The organism is Rahnella sikkimica (assembly GCF_002951615.1).
Lineage (GTDB): Bacteria > Pseudomonadota > Gammaproteobacteria > Enterobacterales > Enterobacteriaceae > Rahnella > Rahnella sikkimica.
In genome coordinates this window covers 4,157,090-4,174,282 of sequence record NZ_CP019062.1, presented here as the reverse complement: position 1 = coordinate 4,174,282, position 17,193 = coordinate 4,157,090, and the positions used below count along the sequence as shown (strand labels likewise).

Here is a 17,193-nt window from a genome sequence, read left to right as displayed (position 1 = left end):
AAAAATATCATGGGACAACTGGTCGAAGGCAAATGGCAGGACACCTGGTATGACACCAAATCTACCGGTGGTCATTTCAAGCGTTCTGCGGCGCAGTTTCGCAACTGGATCACACCCGATGGCGCACCGGGCGAGCACGGTGTTGGCGGTTTTACCGCTGAGCGCGACCGCTACCATCTCTATGTTTCACTGGCCTGTCCGTGGGCACACCGGACACTACTGATGCGCGCCCTGAAAGGGCTGGAAGACATCATCCCCGTCTCCGTCGTCCATCCGCTGATGCTGGAGAACGGCTGGACATTCGGCACTGACTTCCCTGCCGCTACCGGCGATGATTTGTATCATCTGAATTATGCCTATGAAATCTATCTGCGTGCGCAGAATGAATACACCGGCCGCGTGACCGTGCCGATCCTGTGGGACAAAAAGCAGCAGACAATTGTCAGCAACGAATCTGCCGACATCATCCGTATGTTCAACAGTGCTTTTGATGCCACCGGCGCGAAAGCGGGCGATTATTACCCGCAAAACCTGCGCACTGAGATCGACGCGATTAATGAGTGGGTCTATCCGCAGATTAACAACGGTGTGTATAAAGCCGGTTTTGCGACCTCTCAGGACGCATACGACGAAGCGGTGAACGGCGTGTTTGATGCGCTGGAACGCGCTGAAGAATTACTGGGTAAACACCGTTATCTGACCGGCAATCAGCTCACGGAAGCCGATCTCCGCCTTTGGACTACACTGGTTCGCTTTGATCCGGTCTACGTCACGCATTTCAAATGTGACCGTCACCGCATCAGCGATTACCCGAATCTGTACGGTTTCCTGCGCGATATCTACCAGATGCCGGGCATTCGTGAAACCGTGGATTTTGCGCATATCCGCAATCACTATTACCGCAGCCACGCCACGATTAACCCTTATGGGATTATCTCTACCGGACCGGCGCAGGATTTAGATTCACCGCACGGCCGCGACACTCGCTTCAGCTGATCGCACTGGCATTCTTCCCCTTTCAGAAAAGGGAAGAATGCCAGGAATGCTTAATCACTTCGCTTCGCGCGTTGCCAGCAGTCGTGGAATTTCACGCAGGAACCAGGCTTTGGCCTCGCCCATGCTGTCGCGACGCCACGCCATAATGATGTCGATTTCACGTTTATATTCCGCACTGACCACCCGCAAACGCCCTTCGGCAATATCCTGCTCGACCATCGGATAAGGCATCGTTGCGACGCCCAATCCGGCCAGCAGCGCTTTGCGTTTTTCTTCGAGGGTACTGACCGTCAGACGTTGTTGCTTATCGAGCAACTGCACGGTAAGCACCGGACGTTCGCGCGCCGTATCCGCCACCGCAATCCCGCGGTATTTCACACGGCTGACTTCTGAGAGCGGTTCGGCTTCCAGATGAATCGGATGGTCCGGCGCAGCCACGTAAACGCTGACCAGCTTGTACAGTTTGCGGCTGTTAATTTCTGTCGAGGAACGGAAATGCATATCGGGCGCGATAACAATATCCGCGCGCCCTTGCTCAAGACGTTCCCACGCCCCCGCCAGCACTTCGGTAATCAGCGAAACCTGCGTGTTGGCTTTCAGCGCCAGCTTTTCAATCAGCGGAAATAATTGCGCCGCCGGAGATAAGGCTTCGCAGACGATCGTGATGTGCGTTTCCCAGCCACGCGCCAGCGCTTCGGCGTCAACAGTCAGTTTGTCGGCGGCTTCGAGCAGCACACGGCCACGCTCAAGCAGCATCCGGCCCACATTGGTGAATTTTGTCCGATGACCTGAACGGTCAAATAACACCACGTCCAGCTCTTCTTCCAGCTTTTGCATGGTGTAGCTCAACGCAGACGGGACGCGGCCCAGCTCATCAGCGGCGGCGGCAAAACTTCCTCTGCGGTCAATCGCATCCATGACCCGTAGGGCTTCCAGTGTGAGTGCGCGATCCTTAGCCATTCTTTTCTCTGTCAGGAAATTTGAATATAGCGACCAGATTAACTGGCTAACAATCACACGTCCAGACGCATACCATTTATACATTGAAATTTTTAAGAGAGGCGACCGCCATGATCACCAGCAGAACGGCAAAAGAGTGCGGCACCGCTGACTTTGGTTGGCTGCAGGCACGTTACACTTTCTCGTTTGGACATTACTTTGATCCGAAGCTGATGGGCTATGCGTCGCTGCGCGTCCTGAATCAGGAAGTGCTCGCGCCGGGTGCCAGTTTCCAGCCACGCACTTATCCGCGCGTTGATGTTCTGAATCTGGTTTTGCAGGGCTCGGCGGAATACCGCGACAGCGAAGGTAACTGCGTGCGGGTTGAAGCCGGTGAAGCGGCGCTGCTTTCCACGCAGGCGAACGTCAGTTACAGCGAGCTTAACACCCGCGCGAACCAGCCGCTGACGCGCATGCAGTTATGGCTGGATGCCTGCCCGGAACATGAAAATCCGCTAACCCAGAAAATGACGCTGCCGGATGCGAAACATTTTCTGCTGGCTTCGCCGGATGGCGAAAATGGCAGCCTGCAACTGCGGCAAAATGTCTGGATACATCATCTGGATTTAAAACCGGGTGAACAGATTTCCCTGCCGATCCGCGGCCCGCGGGCGTATCTGCAATCGATTCACGGACAAGTTGATGCGCTGGGCGCGGTCAGCCACGAATCGCAAAAACTGGCCTGCGGCGACGGGGCATTTATCCATCAGGAAAATAACCTGACCGTTTCCGCCAGCACGCCGTTACGCGCATTGCTGATCGACATGCCGGTTTAACCTTCGCAGATAATGGATTTTGCGGATAGCAGAAAGGCGAAAGCCCGCACAGTTTCCTGTGCGGGCTTTCTTTTGACGAGGGAGTTGACCGTTAAGCCGGGTTCTGTCGTGGACAGTCATTCGTCTAGGCCAGCAATCGCTCACTGGCTCAAGCAGCCTACCCGGGTTCAGTACGGGCCGTACCATGTGAACCCCTATTTGGCCTTGCTCCGGGTGGAGTTTACCTTGCCACGAACTGTTGCCAGCCGCGCGGTGCGCTCTTACCGCACCCTTTCACCCTTACCTGATCCCACTTGCGTGGGCCATCGGCGGTTTGCTCTCTGTTGCACTTGTCGTAAGCTCGCGCTTCCCAGGCGTTACCTGGCACCCTGCCCTATGGAGCCCGGACTTTCCTCCCCTCCACCTGTCTCCCCGAAAGGGACGGCAGTGAAGCGGCGACTGTCTGGTCAACTCCGCGGCGGATGATAGGGTATTACGCCCTATTTGTCACCCTCTTGCTCATCAAGCGCGTATTTATACAACGCGTTCTTCTTCACGCCGTGAATTTCTGCGGCCAGCGCGGCGGCCTTTTTCAACGGTAACTCTTTTTGCAGCAGCGCCAGTGTACGCAGGGCTTCAGCCGGTAACGCTTCCACATCCACTTTATGGCCTTCTACAATCAACACCATTTCGCCGCGACGGCGGGTTTCCACTTCCTGCACCCAGGCCAGCAGTTCGCCGACCGGCGCGCCGTGAATGTTTTCCCAGGTTTTGGTCAGTTCGCGCGCCAGCACCACATAACGCTGCGGCCCCCAGACTTCGACCATATCCTGCAAACTGTCGATCAGACGATGTGTGGATTCATAGAAAATCAGTGTGCGCGGTTCTTCGATTAACGCCAGCAAGGTGTCTTTGCGCGCTTTCGTTTTGGCAGGCAGAAACCCTTCGTAACAGAAACGATCGGAGGGCAATCCGGCGGCGCACAGCGCGGTAATGGCAGCACATGCACCCGGCAGAGGCACGACACGAATACCCGCTTCACGACAGCGGCGTACGAGGTGATAACCCGGATCATTAATGAGCGGCGTACCGGCATCGGAAACCAGCGCGATGGTCTGGCCTTCCTGCAATTTCGCCAGTAAATGCTCGGCTTTCTGCTGTTCGTTGTGGTCATGCAGCGGATACATTTTGGCGCTGATCGCGAAGTGTTGCAGCAGCAATCCGGTATGGCGGGTGTCTTCTGCGGCAATCAAATCTACACTGTTGAGAACGGCCAGCGCGCGTTGGGTAATATCCCCTAAATTGCCAATTGGCGTCGGTACGATATACAGCGTTGAGGCAGAAATATCTGCTTGATCGTCTTGATTCATTGTTTCATCCGGATTGCCGATTTAATATTGAGCATCTTGAAAAAACATCACTGGAAACTGAATGCCTTCCTCAATGACTTTTCGTACCCGTTCGGGACGTTTACTCCCTGCCATCATCGTGGCTATGCTTCTCGCCAGCTGTTCCGGTCAGGCGCCGCAGGCACCGACTGAAAGTGTTCAGGGTGCAGCGTCCGGCAGCTCTGATTATTATCTGCAGCAGGCACAGCAAAGCGGTGATGATAACAAGGCTGACTGGCAATTGCTTGCAGTCCGTGCCCTGATACGTGAAGGCAAAGTGCCTCAGGCCGCCGAACAACTCGCCAAAGTGCCGCAAAATCTGACGGCGGCACAAACAGTTGAACAGCAGTTGACCAGTGCGGAAGTTCAGGTTGCCCAGAAGAATTATCCGGCAGCGGCAACCAGTCTGAGCCAGATAGATCCGGCCAAACTGAACAATGATCAGAAAGCCCGTTACTACCAGGCGCAAATCGATGCCAGCCAGGGCCGTACCAGTCTGGGGCTAATCCGTGCTTATATCGCACAGGAGCCGCTGTTACAGGGCCAGCTACACCAAACTAATATCGACGAAACCTGGACCGCACTGACGCAGATGTCCGCGCAGGATGTTAACAGCATCGTGATTAACGCGGATGAAAATACCCTGCAAGGCTGGCTGGATTTGCTGAGTGTCTGGCAGAGCAACAAGCAGGATCCTGATCTGCTGAAAGCCGGTATCAAAGACTGGCAGCGCCGCTATCCGGTCAATCCGGCGGCTAAAACCCTGCCGACACAACTTAATAACGTGCTGACTTTCCAGCCTGCGTCTACCGGTAAAATCGCGCTGTTCCTGCCAATGAGCGGGCCTGCACAGGTTTACGGCAATGCCATTCAGCAGGGTTTCAATGCGGCGATGAGCGGTCAGGTGAGCCAGCCCACGCCACAACCGGCAACGCCTGCCGACCCTAACGCACAAGCGCAAACAACGCCGGCAGATCCAAATGCCGCCGTCAGCACTTCCGCACAGGATGCCACCGCGCAATCGCAAACCACGCCAGCACCCGCACAGCCCGCGACCGTTGCCGCTCCTGTTATCAGCAGCAATGCGCAGGTGAAAGTGTACGACACCAACGGGCAGCCTCTGGCGGCGTTGCTGACGCAGGCACAGCAGGATGGCGCTACGCTGGTCGTCGGGCCGCTGCTGAAAGATCAGGTGAATGAGCTGGGCAACACCCAGACGCCGCTGAATGTTTTAGCGCTCAATCAGCCAGAAACTGAGAAAAACAGTGCGAATATCTGTTACTTTGCGCTCTCGCCGGAAGACGAAGCGCAGGACGCCGCCCGTCATATGTGGGCAGAACAGAAACGTTCACCACTGTTGCTGGTGCCACGCGGTGCCTTCGGTGACCGCATTGCACAGGCTTTTGCCAATGAATGGCAGAAACTGGGCGGCCAGACCGTCCTGAAACAAGGGCTGGGTTCTGCGGGTGAATTACGTTCATCGATCGGCAGCGGTATTCGCCTGACCGGCACTCCGGTCACCACAAGTAACAGCGTGGCTCCGGCGCAGGGCGTGACCATTGGCGGCATCACCATTCCGGCACCGCCGACCGATGCGCAGATTACGCAAGGCAGCACAGGTGGCGCAGTGGATTCCGTTTACGTCGTGGCAACGCAAAGCGAACTGACACTGATTAAACCGATGCTGGATCTGGCGGTTAATGGCCGTTCTCATCCGTCCGTCTACGCAAGTTCACGCAGCTATCAGGCGGGAGCGGGTCCGGATTATCGTCTGGAAATGGAAGGCGTGGAATTTAGCGACATTCCTTTACTCGCGGGTTCCAACCCGGCGCTGATGCAGCAGGCCGCAGCGAAATTCGGCAACGATTACTCGCTGGTTCGACTTTATGCGATGGGGATTGATGCCTGGAGTCTCGCAAATCACTTCTCACAAATGCGGACGTTGCCTGGCTTCCAGGTCTCCGGCAGCACCGGCGATCTGAGCGCCAATGAAAACTGCGTGATCCATCGCAAACTGCCGTGGCTGCAATACCGTCAGGGCTCGCTGGTTCCGGTTTCTTCGTAAGAACACCGGTAACGGGCGCTGAGAAAGCGGAATTCTCCGCATTAACAAGTACAAGGACGTACTGATGATCAATTTTTTTTCGAAAACGCGGTCGTGCGGAGCCGAATACGAGGCTTACGCGCGACGCTATCTCGAAAGAGCCGGGTTAACCTTTGTGGCGGCCAACGTGGCCTGTCGTGCGGGTGAAATTGACCTGATCATGCGTGACCAGCAAACCTGGGTGTTTGTTGAGGTTCGCTACCGACGCAATGCAAATTTTGGCGGCGCGGCGGCCAGCGTCACGCGTCAAAAACAGCAGCGCTTGTTACGCGCAGCCTCTTTCTGGCTTGCAGGACACAACGCAAGCTTTGACACATCATCTTGCCGTTTTGATGTCATCGCCATCACCGGCAGCCAGTTAGAATGGCTGCCCGATGCGTTCAATGCGGAATAAATATTACGACGACTGACTGGACGAAAACCCGTGCTGGATAGAATCAAAGTCTGCTTTACCGAAAGTATCCAAACCCAGATTGCAGCAGCTGAAGCCTTGCCTGACGCGATTTCCCGTGCCGCAATGACGCTGGTGCAATCGCTGCTCAACGGCAACAAAATCCTGTGCTGCGGTAACGGCACCTCTGCGGCAAACGCCCAGCATTTTTCCGCTAGTCTGATTAATCGTTTTGAAACTGAACGTCCGAGCCTTCCTGCAATCTCACTATGTGCAGACAATATTGTGCTGACGGCGATTGCCAATGACCGTCTGCACGATGAAATCTATGCCAAGCAGGTACGCGCTTTAGGTCAGGCCGGCGATGTTTTGCTGGCGATTTCTACCCGCGGCAACAGCCGTGATATTGTCAAAGCCGTTGAAGCAGCGGTCACCCGTGATATGACAATTGTCGCATTAACGGGTTATGACGGCGGCGAACTGGCGGGTTTACTGGGGCCTCACGATGTCGAGATCCGTATTCCCTCCCATCGCAGCGCCCGCATTCAGGAAATGCATATGCTCACAGTAAACTGCCTCTGTGACCTGATAGATAATACGCTGTTCCCACACCAGGACGATTAAGGAGATCCAATGAAGGCGAGCCCTCTTTTTGCTGTATTGTTAAGCGCCCTTCTGTTGCAAGGCTGTGTTGCAGCTGCCGTTGTTGGTGCAGCCGGTGTTGCAACCAAAACCACCACTGACCCTCGCACCGTGGGCACTCAGGTTGATGACAGCACGCTGGAAGCGCGTGTTTCCAACGCGATAAACAAAGATAAACAACTGAAAGATGAAGCGCGTATTGTCGCCACCGCGTATCAGGGCAAAGTCCTGTTAACCGGTCAGGCACCGTCCGCTGATATGGCCTCCCGTGCTAAACAAATTGCGATGGGCGTCGAAGGCGCAACGGAAGTGTATAACGAGATCCGCACCGGCAAACCGGTCAGCATGGGCACCGCCTCTGTTGATACGTGGATCACAACGAAAGTTCGTTCGCAGTTGCTGACCAGTGACTCCGTTAAATCTTCTAATGTTAAAGTGACGACTGAGAACGGTGAAGTGTTCCTGCTCGGCCTGGTTACGCAGGAAGAAGGGAAATCAGCCGCGGGGATTGCAGCCGGTGTCAGTGGAGTGAAACACGTGACGACAGCGTTTACTTACGTTAAATAATTCAAACAGTTAAAGCAAAAAGGACAGCTCAGGCTGTCCTTTTTTACGCCCTGAGACCGCATGAGTTAATGCAGCTTATGTTCCTGCAGGAAAGATTCCCCCCCGAGCTGACTCATTTGCCTCAGGATCCACTGCTGACGACGCAGCACGTAGGCCGATGGCGTATTGACCTTAAACAGGTGCGGATTCGGTAACACGGCGGCCAGCAATGCGGCCTGTGAAGCCGTCAGGCGGCTGGCAGGTTTATGGAAGAAATGCTGTGAGGCTTGCTCGACGCCAAACACGCCGTCGCCAAACTCAACAATATTCAGGTAAACCGTCAGGATACGGCGTTTTGTCCATACCGTTTCAATCCCCACGGTCAGCCCCGCTTCAAGCCCTTTTCTCACCCAACTGCGGCCATCCCACAAAAAGAGGTTTTTCGCCGTCTGCTGGGAAAGCGTTGATGCACCGCGCATTTTGCCGCCGTCTTTATCCAGAACCGACTGAATAGCATCCACGTCAAAACCCCAATGCTCTGGGAATTTCTGATCTTCTGCCGCCATCACCGCCAGTGCCATTGGCGCGGAGATTTCACTCATAGGCACCCAGTCTGAGTGCGCAACATACCCAAAGTCACCGGTGAGCCAGGCGGAAACCTGACGTTCGACCATCACGGCAGAGAAAGGAACGGGCAAAAAAGCCAAAAGCACGATGCCCGTAACCCATAAGCTAAACAACAGTATTACGGCACGTTTAAGCCACAATAGCGGTTTTCCCCAAATACCTTTTCCAGCAAATTTCTTCATTCTGCAGTTTCCACAACACATCTGACCATCTAATCAATCCCAACGGACGCCCGAATACTCAGGCTAGCGAAATGCTCCACAATCCTGCTAACAATTTTGTGATAAAGCGTAACTTTTCTCTAAAAATTTCATTCAAAAAATCGATTTTGATCACTGGCATCAATGAGTTCCGTCACACAGCACATCATTTTCCAGTTTGATTTTCTCGGGTATTTAAAGACAACATGTAAAAAAAATGTGAATAGAATTAAGAAAAAAAGATTAGCAAATCTTATTAATGAAAATAATCAAACTGAACGATTTTTGTCCAATCACGCCTGTTTGACCGTATTCTCTAAGTCAAATCTCAGAGAAGAAAATGACAAAAAATTGGCCGCAGACCGGCAACTTAATCGCGTAAAAACCTGATCACACTAAGTGAAATTTTTTCACTCGAAACAATTCTCAAAAATACGCCACTATCAAAATACGGTTTTACACGGAATGGGCATATAATTCATTAATAACAACAGCTTGTAATTACCACGCCGCATTTAGATGCTAATTTACGGGTTGAAATACCGGCGAAAAAAGCATCAAACCCGCGTTTAATTGTTCACTTCCATAAGCAAAATTGCATGACGCCGAGACAACATCAACAGGCTTCATTTGTATTCTGTCAAAAATCCTGCGATAAAGACTTGATGTTTTGTATAGACAAAGACTAATCTACATCACAGATTTTAATGAATGTTGTAACAGCTCTGCTTATATTTGTTATGTTGAATGCTACAGGATGTATTAGACTTTAAGACTGAATTCCAAGACCTGCGAAAACCGAACCCTTATAACTATCGCGGGTTACCTCTTTCCCTGGTGTTGGCGCAGTATTCGCGCACCCCGGCTTCGGCTGGGGTTATTTTTTTTCAGCGTTTGCTGTCCATTCACGTAATACCTGAATGTCATGGCGCCATTCAGCTTTCAGCTCATCAATCCATTCCTGAACGTTATCCCACCATGCAGGCAGCGTAGGTGTCTGGATCTGCTGCGCCAGCTGTTGCAGATGTTTTAACCCCACTGAACCGGCCGCGCCTTTGATTTTGTGGCCTTCTTCCGCAATCCCTTTCTGATCGCGCGCGGTCATGTTGGAATCCAGCACCGCGAGATAGCCCGGCATCATTTTTTCAAACATATCAGCACTCTGATAAATCAGTTTCGGCCCGACCAGATCGATGTACTGTTCAAGCATGGCGGTATCAAGCAACGATTCACTGTTTTTCATTACGACAGGTTCCTTTTCTGTTACGGAAATTTCAGGCTGGTGATCCCAGAACTGCTGGATCATGGCGGTGAGCGCCGTGACGGACAGCGGCTTGCTCAGCACATCGTCCATTCCGGCGTCGAGATACTCTTTTTTATCTTTCAGAACGTTGGCGGTCAGCGCAATCAGCGGCGGCAGATGCTTGCCTGCGTAGTCATTACGCAGTTTGCGGGCGATATCCAGCCCGGTCATGTCCGGCAACTGGATGTCCAGCAGGACAAGGTCAAATTCGTCCGGATCGAACATCTCCAGCGCGTCGTGACCGTTCATCGCCACTTCCACGCTGTTTCCGAGTTTCTCCAGCACCGAACGCGCCACAATCACGTTCAGCTCAATATCTTCGACCAGCAGCACGTGCAGCGCAGGCAGCGGCATATCCTCTTCTTCATCCACTTCGGCGACCGGCGCATCCAGCGTTGGCGCGCGGACGGTCAGCGTGAAGCAGGAACCCTTGCCCGGTTCGCTGCTGACGGTGATATCGCCGCCCATGGTTTGCGCCAGACGTTTTGAAACCGCCAGCCCGATGCCGGTTCCCGTCGCCGGTTTGCCGCCGTTCTGGTCTTTCACCTGATAATACATGGCGAAGATCTTGTCCTGCTCATCCTGCGGAATACCCATGCCGGAATCGCGGACGACAAAACGCAGCATGTCATTCGCTTCGTAATGAACGCTCAGCACAATTTCACCTTCGCGGGTGAATTTGACGGCATTGCCGATCAGGTTCCAGAGGATCTGGCGTAAGCGCGTGCCGTCCGTCGTGATACTGCGCGGCAACGGCAAATCCGGTTCCATAATGAATTTCAGGCCCTTCGGCTGTACCAGAAGGCCGGAAAGATTTTCGAGATCGGAGAGAAATTCGGTGAAATCTACCGGCTGGTTGTCGAGCTGCACTTTACGGCGCTCGATTTTGTCCATTTCAATAATGTCGTTGAAGATATTCCCGAGCGTGATCGCGCTGACGTGAATCGTTTTCAGATAGCTGTGCTGTTCTTTGTCGAGTTCGGTATCGAGAAGAATGCGGCTCAGCCCGACGATACCGTTAAGCGGCGTACGCAGCTCATGGCTGATTGTAGAGATAAAAGTGGTCTTTTCCCTGCTGGCGTTCTCTAACGCGTCCTGATAACGCTTACGCTCGGTGATATCGCGTCCAAAGCCCATCAGGCCATGTCGTTTACCAATGCGATCGTAGAAAGGCACTTTGCGCAGTTCGAAACAGGCTTTACGTCCGTCCGGATACACCAGCCATTGTTCGTAAGTCAGGGAAACATTGTGGCGGAAAACTTTCTCGTCGGTTTCCACCACTTTTTCGGCGATGTCCGGGGTATACACATCATCAGGCGTCAGGCCGATCAGCTGTTTTTCACTTTTGCCGGTCAGCAATTCCATGGCGCGGTTACAGCCCGAGAATTCTTTATCTTCGTTGCGGTAATAAACCAGATCCGGGGACGCATCCAGGAAGGAACGTAACAGCGCCGATTGCTGGCTCAGTTCGATTTGTGCCTGTTCGCGGTGATGCATTTCAAGCTTCAGCTTGTCCACCACGGCCAGACGCGCCTCTTCGGCTTTCACACGGTCAGCGATTTCCTGATTCAGCTGCGTGATGTTGTCCTTGAGCTGCTGGTTCAGTTCGAGATCGCGGTGGCGCATTTCTTCGAGCTTATCCACCAGACGCGTTAAACGCTGGCGCGATTCCTCAAGCTGCTCAACGACTACCGACAGGAAATACACCGCCCAAGGCGTAATCAGCAAACCAAAGAAGATGGAGCGAACCACGTCGATACTTTCAACCTGCCCGCGCAGGAGCATGGTCACCGCCATCTGGACAATCATCGCCAGCACCACCAGCGCAGACGCCAGGAGCAGTGAGAATCTCACCAGCCCCAGCTTGACCATCAGATCGACATAATACTGCGCTAAAACCCGGATTTGCTTCATAACGGTTCCCTTAAAACGAAGTGCCTGAATCATACCGCAAAACCTCGCCGTGGTGCGTCTGGGGGCGAGATTGCGCGTAAAGTTTGTGAGATGCACCTTGCGGGGGCTTGCTGTGGTGCAATGCAGGAAATAAGGGCAGAGTTATTGACTATTTTACGCCGTGATATTATTAATATCGGCCGGCTTAATTTCGTCACCGTCTTTGCCAACTGCCGTACAGCAAACATCTTTTCCTTATACTCTCCGAATCCATCCTCAGTCGGCGCACTTCGCGCAGGCATAACTATTCATTATTACTGCAAATAAAATCATTCACGCCAGTATAAATAATTCTTATTACGAAGAGCCGATCAGTACATTATTACTGTCACGTTAAAAACAGTGACAAACCGCATGCCCGCAGTATTTTCCAGTATAAAATACTGGGAATTACGGGCCTGCCAGCACGGTTCGGAGATATGAAGCTTTTCCCATAGTGAGTCAGCTCACACTTTACACCCTTTACCCCACCGACATTACGCCATTAAAAACACCATAAATCATTTATATTTCAAATGATTAAACACCTTTATATCACTTTTAATATAAGTTAATTCGCCATTTGACCTGCTTGTGCTTTCTCGCTAAGTTGGGAGTCCGCTGGAAGCAATCTCGACGGGTGAGCAACTCGTCATATTTATGCAGTAATTGAAGACTCCCTCATTAAAACAAGTCAACCACCACTTGTGAGAACCATCACGAGAGGCCTTTGACGGAGATGCCCGGGCAATTAACGCACCGCAAGAGTGCGCGAAATTGCGGGTCCGCTCTGTGAATAAGTCCGCTCGCGATTGGTGTGAGAGTCTCGCAGAGCCTGGGGAGGTTCACGTTATGTTGTACGATAAATCCCACGAGAGGGACAACTGTGGTTTCGGCCTGATCGCCCATATAGAAGGCGAACCTAGCCATAAGGTCGTGCGTACTGCGATCCACGCATTAGCCCGTATGCAACACCGTGGCGCGATCCTTGCTGACGGCAAGACCGGCGACGGGTGCGGCCTGCATTTACAAAAACCTGACCGCTTCTTCCGCATGATTGCCGAAGAGCGTGGCTGGCGCCTGGCAAAGAACTATGCCGTCGGCATGCTTTTCCTCAGCAAAGATGAAAAAGAAGCTGAGGCGAGCCGCCGCATTGTTGAAGAAGAGTTGCAAAACGAGACGCTGTCCGTGGTGGGCTGGCGTGACGTCCCGACTAACCCGGACGTCCTCGGTGAAATCGCGCTTTCCTCCCTGCCCCGCATCGAACAAATTTTTGTCAACGCGCCCGCCGGCTGGCGTCCGCGTGACATGGAGCGCCGCCTCTATATGGCGCGCCGCCGTATTGAGAAACGCATTCAGGACAAAGACTTCTACGTCTGCAGTTTCTCCAACGTAGTGACGATCTACAAAGGCTTGTGTATGCCTGCGGATCTGCCACGCTTCTATTTAGATCTGGCCGACCTGCGCCTGGAATCAGCAATCTGTCTGTTCCACCAGCGTTTCTCGACCAACACCGTACCGCGCTGGCAACTGGCTCAGCCTTTCCGCTATCTGGCGCACAACGGCGAAATCAACACCATCACCGGTAACCGCCAGTGGGCACGCGCCCGTGCGTATAAATTCAAAACGCCGCTGATCCCCGATCTGCAAGACGCCTCACCGTTCGTGAATGAAACCGGCTCGGATTCCAGCTCGCTGGACAACATGCTGGAACTGTTCCTGGCGGGCGGTATGGATTTGCTGCGTGCCATGCGTTTACTGGTTCCGCCAGCCTGGCAGCAAAACCCGGATATGGACGACGATTTACGTGCGTTCTTCGACTTCAACTCCATGCACATGGAGCCGTGGGATGGCCCGGCCGGTATCGTGATGTCAGATGGCCGCTACGCCGCCTGTAACCTCGACCGTAATGGCCTGCGTCCGGCGCGCTATGTCATCACCAAAGACAAGCTGATCACCTGCGCGTCAGAAGTTGGGATCTGGGATTACCAGCCTGATGAAGTCGTTGAGAAAGGCCGCGTCGGTCCGGGCGAACTGATGGTGATCGACACCCGCAGCGGTAAAATTCACCACTCGGCAGAAACCGATAACGACCTGAAAGGCCGCCATCCGTATAAGCAATGGATGGAGAAAAATGTTCAACGTCTGGTGCCGTTCGAAGATCTGGCTGAAGATCAGGTCGGCAGCCGCGAGCTCGATGACAGCCTGCTGGAAACGTTCCAGAAACAGTTTGGCTACAGCAGCGAAGAATTAGATCAAATCATCCGCGTATTGGGTGAAAACGGTCAGGAAGCCGTCGGCTCAATGGGCGACGATACGCCATTTGCCGTGCTCTCCAGCCGTCCGCGCATCGTGTATGACTACTTCCGTCAGCAGTTTGCGCAGGTGACCAACCCACCAATCGATCCGCTGCGTGAAGCGCATGTTATGTCGCTGGCGACCAGCATTGGCCGCGAGATGAACGTATTTTGCGAAGCCGAAGGTCAGGCGCACCGTCTGAGCTTCAAATCGCCAATCCTGCTTTGGTCTGATTTCAAACAGCTCACCACGCTCGACAGCAAACACTATCGCGCAGAAACGTTGGATCTGACTTACGATCCGACCGAGCAGAATATGGAACAGTTCGTCCAGAAACTCTGTGACGAAGGCGAACAGAAAGTGCGTAACGGCGCGGTTCTGCTGGTGCTGTCTGACCGCAACATCGCACCAAACCGCTTACCGTTGCCTGCACCAATGGCTGTCGGTGCATTGCAGCTGCGTCTGGTGGAAAAAAGCCTGCGCTGCGACGCCAACATCATTGTTGAAACCGCCAGCGCCCGAGACCCGCACCACTTTGCCGTGCTGATTGGATTCGGTGCGACTGCGGTTTATCCCTACCTGGCCTACGAAACGCTGGCCAAGCTGGTGGATTCGCAGGTCATCGAGAAAAAATACCGTGAAGTGATGCTGAACTACCGTAACGGCATCAACAAAGGTCTGTACAAAATCATGTCCAAAATGGGCATTTCCACCGTCGCCTCTTACCGTTGTTCGAAACTGTTTGAAGCCGTCGGTCTGGCGAAAGATTTGTGCAACACCTGCTTTAACGGCGTGGTCAGCCGCATCGGCGGTGCCGGTTACAGCGACTTTGAACAGGATCTGCTGAACCTGTCCAAGCGCGCCTGGCTGAAACGCAAAACATTGGATCAGGGTGGTCTGCTGAAATTTGTCCACGGCGGCGAATATCACTCATACAACCCTGACGTCGTCACCACACTGCAAACCGCAGTGAACAGCGGCGATTACGACGATTATAAAGTCTACGCAAAACTGGTGAACGAACGTCCGGTGGCGACCTTGCGCGACCTGCTAAAAGTCACGCCGAAAGGCCAGCCGATTCCGGTTGATCAGGTAGAACCGGCTGAAGGTCTGTTTACCCGTTTCGATACCGCAGCAATGTCTATCGGTGCGTTAAGCCCGGAAGCCCATGAGTCACTGGCCGAAGCAATGAACAGCATCGGCGGACGTTCTAACTCCGGCGAAGGTGGCGAAGATCCTGCGCGTTACGGCACCAATAAAGTGTCCCGCATCAAGCAGGTCGCATCGGGTCGTTTCGGTGTGACGCCAGCCTATCTGGTGAATGCTGACGTTATTCAGATCAAAGTGGCGCAGGGTGCAAAACCAGGCGAAGGCGGTCAGTTGCCGGGTGACAAAGTGACGCCGTACATCGCTAAACTGCGTTATTCCGTGCCGGGCGTGACCCTGATTTCTCCACCGCCGCATCACGATATTTATTCCATCGAAGATCTGGCGCAGCTGATCTTCGACCTGAAACAGGTCAACCCGAAAGCCATGATTTCGGTGAAACTGGTTTCTGAACCGGGCGTGGGCACCATCGCGGTCGGCGTGGCAAAAGCGTATGCAGACCTGATCACTATCGCAGGCTACGATGGCGGCACCGGCGCAAGCCCGCTGTCTTCGGTGAAATACGCGGGTTGTCCGTGGGAACTGGGCCTGGTGGAAACACAACAGGCGCTGGTGGCTAACGGCCTGCGCCACAAGATTCGTTTACAAGTGGATGGCGGCCTGAAAACCGGTCTGGACATCATCAAAGCGGCAATCCTGGGCGCTGAAAGTTTTGGTTTTGGTACCGGCCCGATGGTTGCACTGGGTTGTAAATACCTGCGTATTTGTCACCTGAACAACTGCGCAACGGGCGTGGCAACTCAGGACGAAAAACTGCGCCGTAACCATTATCACGGCTTGCCGGAACGCGTTGTGAACTACTTTAAGTTCATCACGCAGGAAACCCGTGAAATCATGGCCGAGCTGGGCGTCAGCCAGTTGGTTGATTTGATCGGTCGTACCGATCTGCTAACTGAACTGGATGGCTTCACGGCGAAACAAAACAATCTGGATTTGTCCGCGATGCTGGCAACCGCGACGCCGCACGAAGGCAAAGCGGTGTACTGCACCGAAAGCAACCCGGCATTCGACAAAGGCCAGCTGAACAAAGACATTCTTGAACAGGCTGCGCCACACATCGATTCCAAGCAGAGCAAAGCGTTCTACTTCGATATCCGCAACACTGACCGTTCAGTTGGTGCGACATTGTCCGGCGCGATTGCTGAAAAGCATGGCGATCAGGGCATGGCAGCCGATCCGGTGCGTATTAACTTCAACGGCACCGCAGGCCAGAGCTTCGGCGTCTGGAACGCAGGTGGCGTAGATTTGATGCTGACCGGCGACGCGAACGACTATGTGGGCAAAGGCATGGCCGGTGGACGTATTGCGATTCGTCCGCCAATCGGCTCGGCGTTCCGCAGCCACGAAGCCAGCATTATCGGCAACACCTGCCTTTACGGCGCAACCGGCGGCAAGATGTTTGCGGCTGGCCGTGCGGGCGAACGTTTCGCGGTACGTAACTCCGGTGCTATCACCGTGGTTGAAGGTATCGGCGATAACGGTTGTGAATACATGACCGGCGGTATCGTGTGTGTTCTGGGTCGTACCGGCGTTAACTTTGGCGCGGGCATGACCGGAGGTTTCGCTTACGTTCTCGATGAAGATGGCGAATTCCGCAAACGGGTTAACCCGGAACTGGTTGAAGTCCTGGAAGTGGCCGATCTGGCTATCCATGAAGAGCATCTGCGCGGTTTGATCATCGAACACGTACAGTTGACCGCATCGACCCGTGGTGAAGAGATTTTGGCGAACTGGCCGGAATGGGCGCCTAAATTTGCCCTGGTAAAACCGAAGTCCAGTGATGTCAAAGCATTGTTGGGTCACCGTAGTCGTTCCGCAGCTGAGCTGCGGGTACAAGCGCAGTAA

General features: G+C 53.6%; 11 protein-coding genes and 1 other RNA gene. 7 read left to right on the top strand and 5 right to left on the bottom strand.

The features are described 5' to 3' along the window. The first annotated feature begins 9 nt into the window (after window positions 1-9). Complete coding sequence (locus tag BV494_RS19285; protein ID WP_104924287.1) at window positions 10-996, top strand: glutathione S-transferase family protein; 987 nt, start codon at window positions 10-12, stop codon at window positions 994-996. A gap of 54 nt (window positions 997-1,050) precedes the next feature. Here the strand turns inward: BV494_RS19285 and BV494_RS19280 are convergent, their stop codons facing one another. After that, window positions 1,051-1,956, bottom strand: a complete 906-nt coding sequence (locus tag BV494_RS19280) for a LysR family transcriptional regulator (protein ID WP_104924286.1) — start codon at window positions 1,954-1,956, stop codon at window positions 1,051-1,053. A gap of 110 nt (window positions 1,957-2,066) precedes the next feature. Between BV494_RS19280 and BV494_RS19270 the strand changes: the two genes are divergently transcribed. Continuing rightward, the gene (locus BV494_RS19270; RefSeq protein ID WP_104924284.1) at window positions 2,067-2,771 is read left to right on the top strand and encodes a pirin family protein; all 705 of its coding nucleotides are present in this window, start codon (window positions 2,067-2,069) and stop codon (window positions 2,769-2,771) included. Between the two features lie 76 nt (window positions 2,772-2,847). Here BV494_RS19270 and rnpB read toward each other — a convergent pair. Both rnpB and rsmI read right to left on the bottom strand, forming a co-directional pair. Further along, window positions 2,848-3,225: RNase P RNA component class A (gene rnpB / locus BV494_RS19265), an RNA gene on the bottom strand. A 25-nt stretch (window positions 3,226-3,250) separates the two neighbouring features. Further along, window positions 3,251-4,120, bottom strand: coding sequence for a 16S rRNA (cytidine(1402)-2'-O)-methyltransferase (gene rsmI / locus BV494_RS19260; protein WP_104924283.1), 870 nt, complete (start codon window positions 4,118-4,120; stop codon window positions 3,251-3,253). 61 nt (window positions 4,121-4,181) lie between these two features. On the opposite strand from rsmI, the gene BV494_RS19255 reads away from it, so the two are divergent. The 4 genes from BV494_RS19255 (at window position 4,182) to dolP (ending at window position 7,842) form a co-directional block, all read left to right on the top strand. Beyond that, a complete protein-coding gene (locus BV494_RS19255; protein WP_104924282.1) occupies window positions 4,182-6,203 on the top strand; it encodes a penicillin-binding protein activator in 2,022 nt (673 codons plus the stop codon). A gap of 64 nt (window positions 6,204-6,267) precedes the next feature. Then, the gene (locus BV494_RS19250) at window positions 6,268-6,636 is read left to right on the top strand and encodes a YraN family protein (protein ID WP_104924281.1); all 369 of its coding nucleotides are present in this window, start codon (window positions 6,268-6,270) and stop codon (window positions 6,634-6,636) included. 30 nt (window positions 6,637-6,666) lie between these two features. Next, window positions 6,667-7,257, top strand: a complete 591-nt coding sequence (gene diaA, locus BV494_RS19245) for a DnaA initiator-associating protein DiaA (protein WP_104924280.1) — start codon at window positions 6,667-6,669, stop codon at window positions 7,255-7,257. A gap of 9 nt (window positions 7,258-7,266) precedes the next feature. After that, complete coding sequence (gene dolP / locus BV494_RS19240) at window positions 7,267-7,842, top strand: division/outer membrane stress-associated lipid-binding lipoprotein (protein ID WP_104924279.1); 576 nt, start codon at window positions 7,267-7,269, stop codon at window positions 7,840-7,842. A 65-nt stretch (window positions 7,843-7,907) separates the two neighbouring features. On the opposite strand, the gene mtgA is transcribed toward dolP, so the two are convergent. Both mtgA and arcB read right to left on the bottom strand, forming a co-directional pair. After that, window positions 7,908-8,630 carry a monofunctional biosynthetic peptidoglycan transglycosylase gene (mtgA, locus tag BV494_RS19235; RefSeq protein WP_104924278.1) on the bottom strand — a complete coding sequence of 241 codons (723 nt, stop codon included), beginning with the start codon at window positions 8,628-8,630 and terminating at the stop codon, window positions 7,908-7,910. An 895-nt stretch (window positions 8,631-9,525) separates the two neighbouring features. Beyond that, window positions 9,526-11,865 carry an aerobic respiration two-component sensor histidine kinase ArcB gene (gene arcB, locus BV494_RS19225; RefSeq protein ID WP_104924276.1) on the bottom strand — a complete coding sequence of 780 codons (2,340 nt, stop codon included), beginning with the start codon at window positions 11,863-11,865 and terminating at the stop codon, window positions 9,526-9,528. 870 nt (window positions 11,866-12,735) lie between these two features. Between arcB and gltB the strand changes: the two genes are divergently transcribed. Next, entirely contained in the window at window positions 12,736-17,193 is a 4,458-nt protein-coding gene (gene gltB, locus BV494_RS19220; protein WP_104924275.1) for a glutamate synthase large subunit, read from the top strand.

Bases quoted from the DNA above. Each gene is read 5' to 3' on its own strand.
- gltB (WP_104924275.1), top strand. From the start codon at position 12,736: ATGTTGTACGATAAATCCCACGAGAGGGACAACTGTGGTTTCGGCCTG.
- BV494_RS19255 (WP_104924282.1), top strand. From the start codon at position 4,182: ATGCCTTCCTCAATGACTTTTCGTACCCGTTCGGGACGTTTACTCCCT.
- BV494_RS19280 (WP_104924286.1), bottom strand. From the start codon at position 1,956: ATGGCTAAGGATCGCGCACTCACACTGGAAGCCCTACGGGTCATGGAT.
- BV494_RS19270 (WP_104924284.1), top strand. From the start codon at position 2,067: ATGATCACCAGCAGAACGGCAAAAGAGTGCGGCACCGCTGACTTTGGT.
- BV494_RS19285 (WP_104924287.1), top strand. From the start codon at position 10: ATGGGACAACTGGTCGAAGGCAAATGGCAGGACACCTGGTATGACACC.
- dolP (WP_104924279.1), top strand. From the start codon at position 7,267: ATGAAGGCGAGCCCTCTTTTTGCTGTATTGTTAAGCGCCCTTCTGTTG.
- arcB (WP_104924276.1), bottom strand. From the start codon at position 11,865: ATGAAGCAAATCCGGGTTTTAGCGCAGTATTATGTCGATCTGATGGTC.
- BV494_RS19250 (WP_104924281.1), top strand. From the start codon at position 6,268: ATGATCAATTTTTTTTCGAAAACGCGGTCGTGCGGAGCCGAATACGAG.
- rsmI (WP_104924283.1), bottom strand. From the start codon at position 4,120: ATGAATCAAGACGATCAAGCAGATATTTCTGCCTCAACGCTGTATATC.
- mtgA (WP_104924278.1), bottom strand. From the start codon at position 8,630: ATGAAGAAATTTGCTGGAAAAGGTATTTGGGGAAAACCGCTATTGTGG.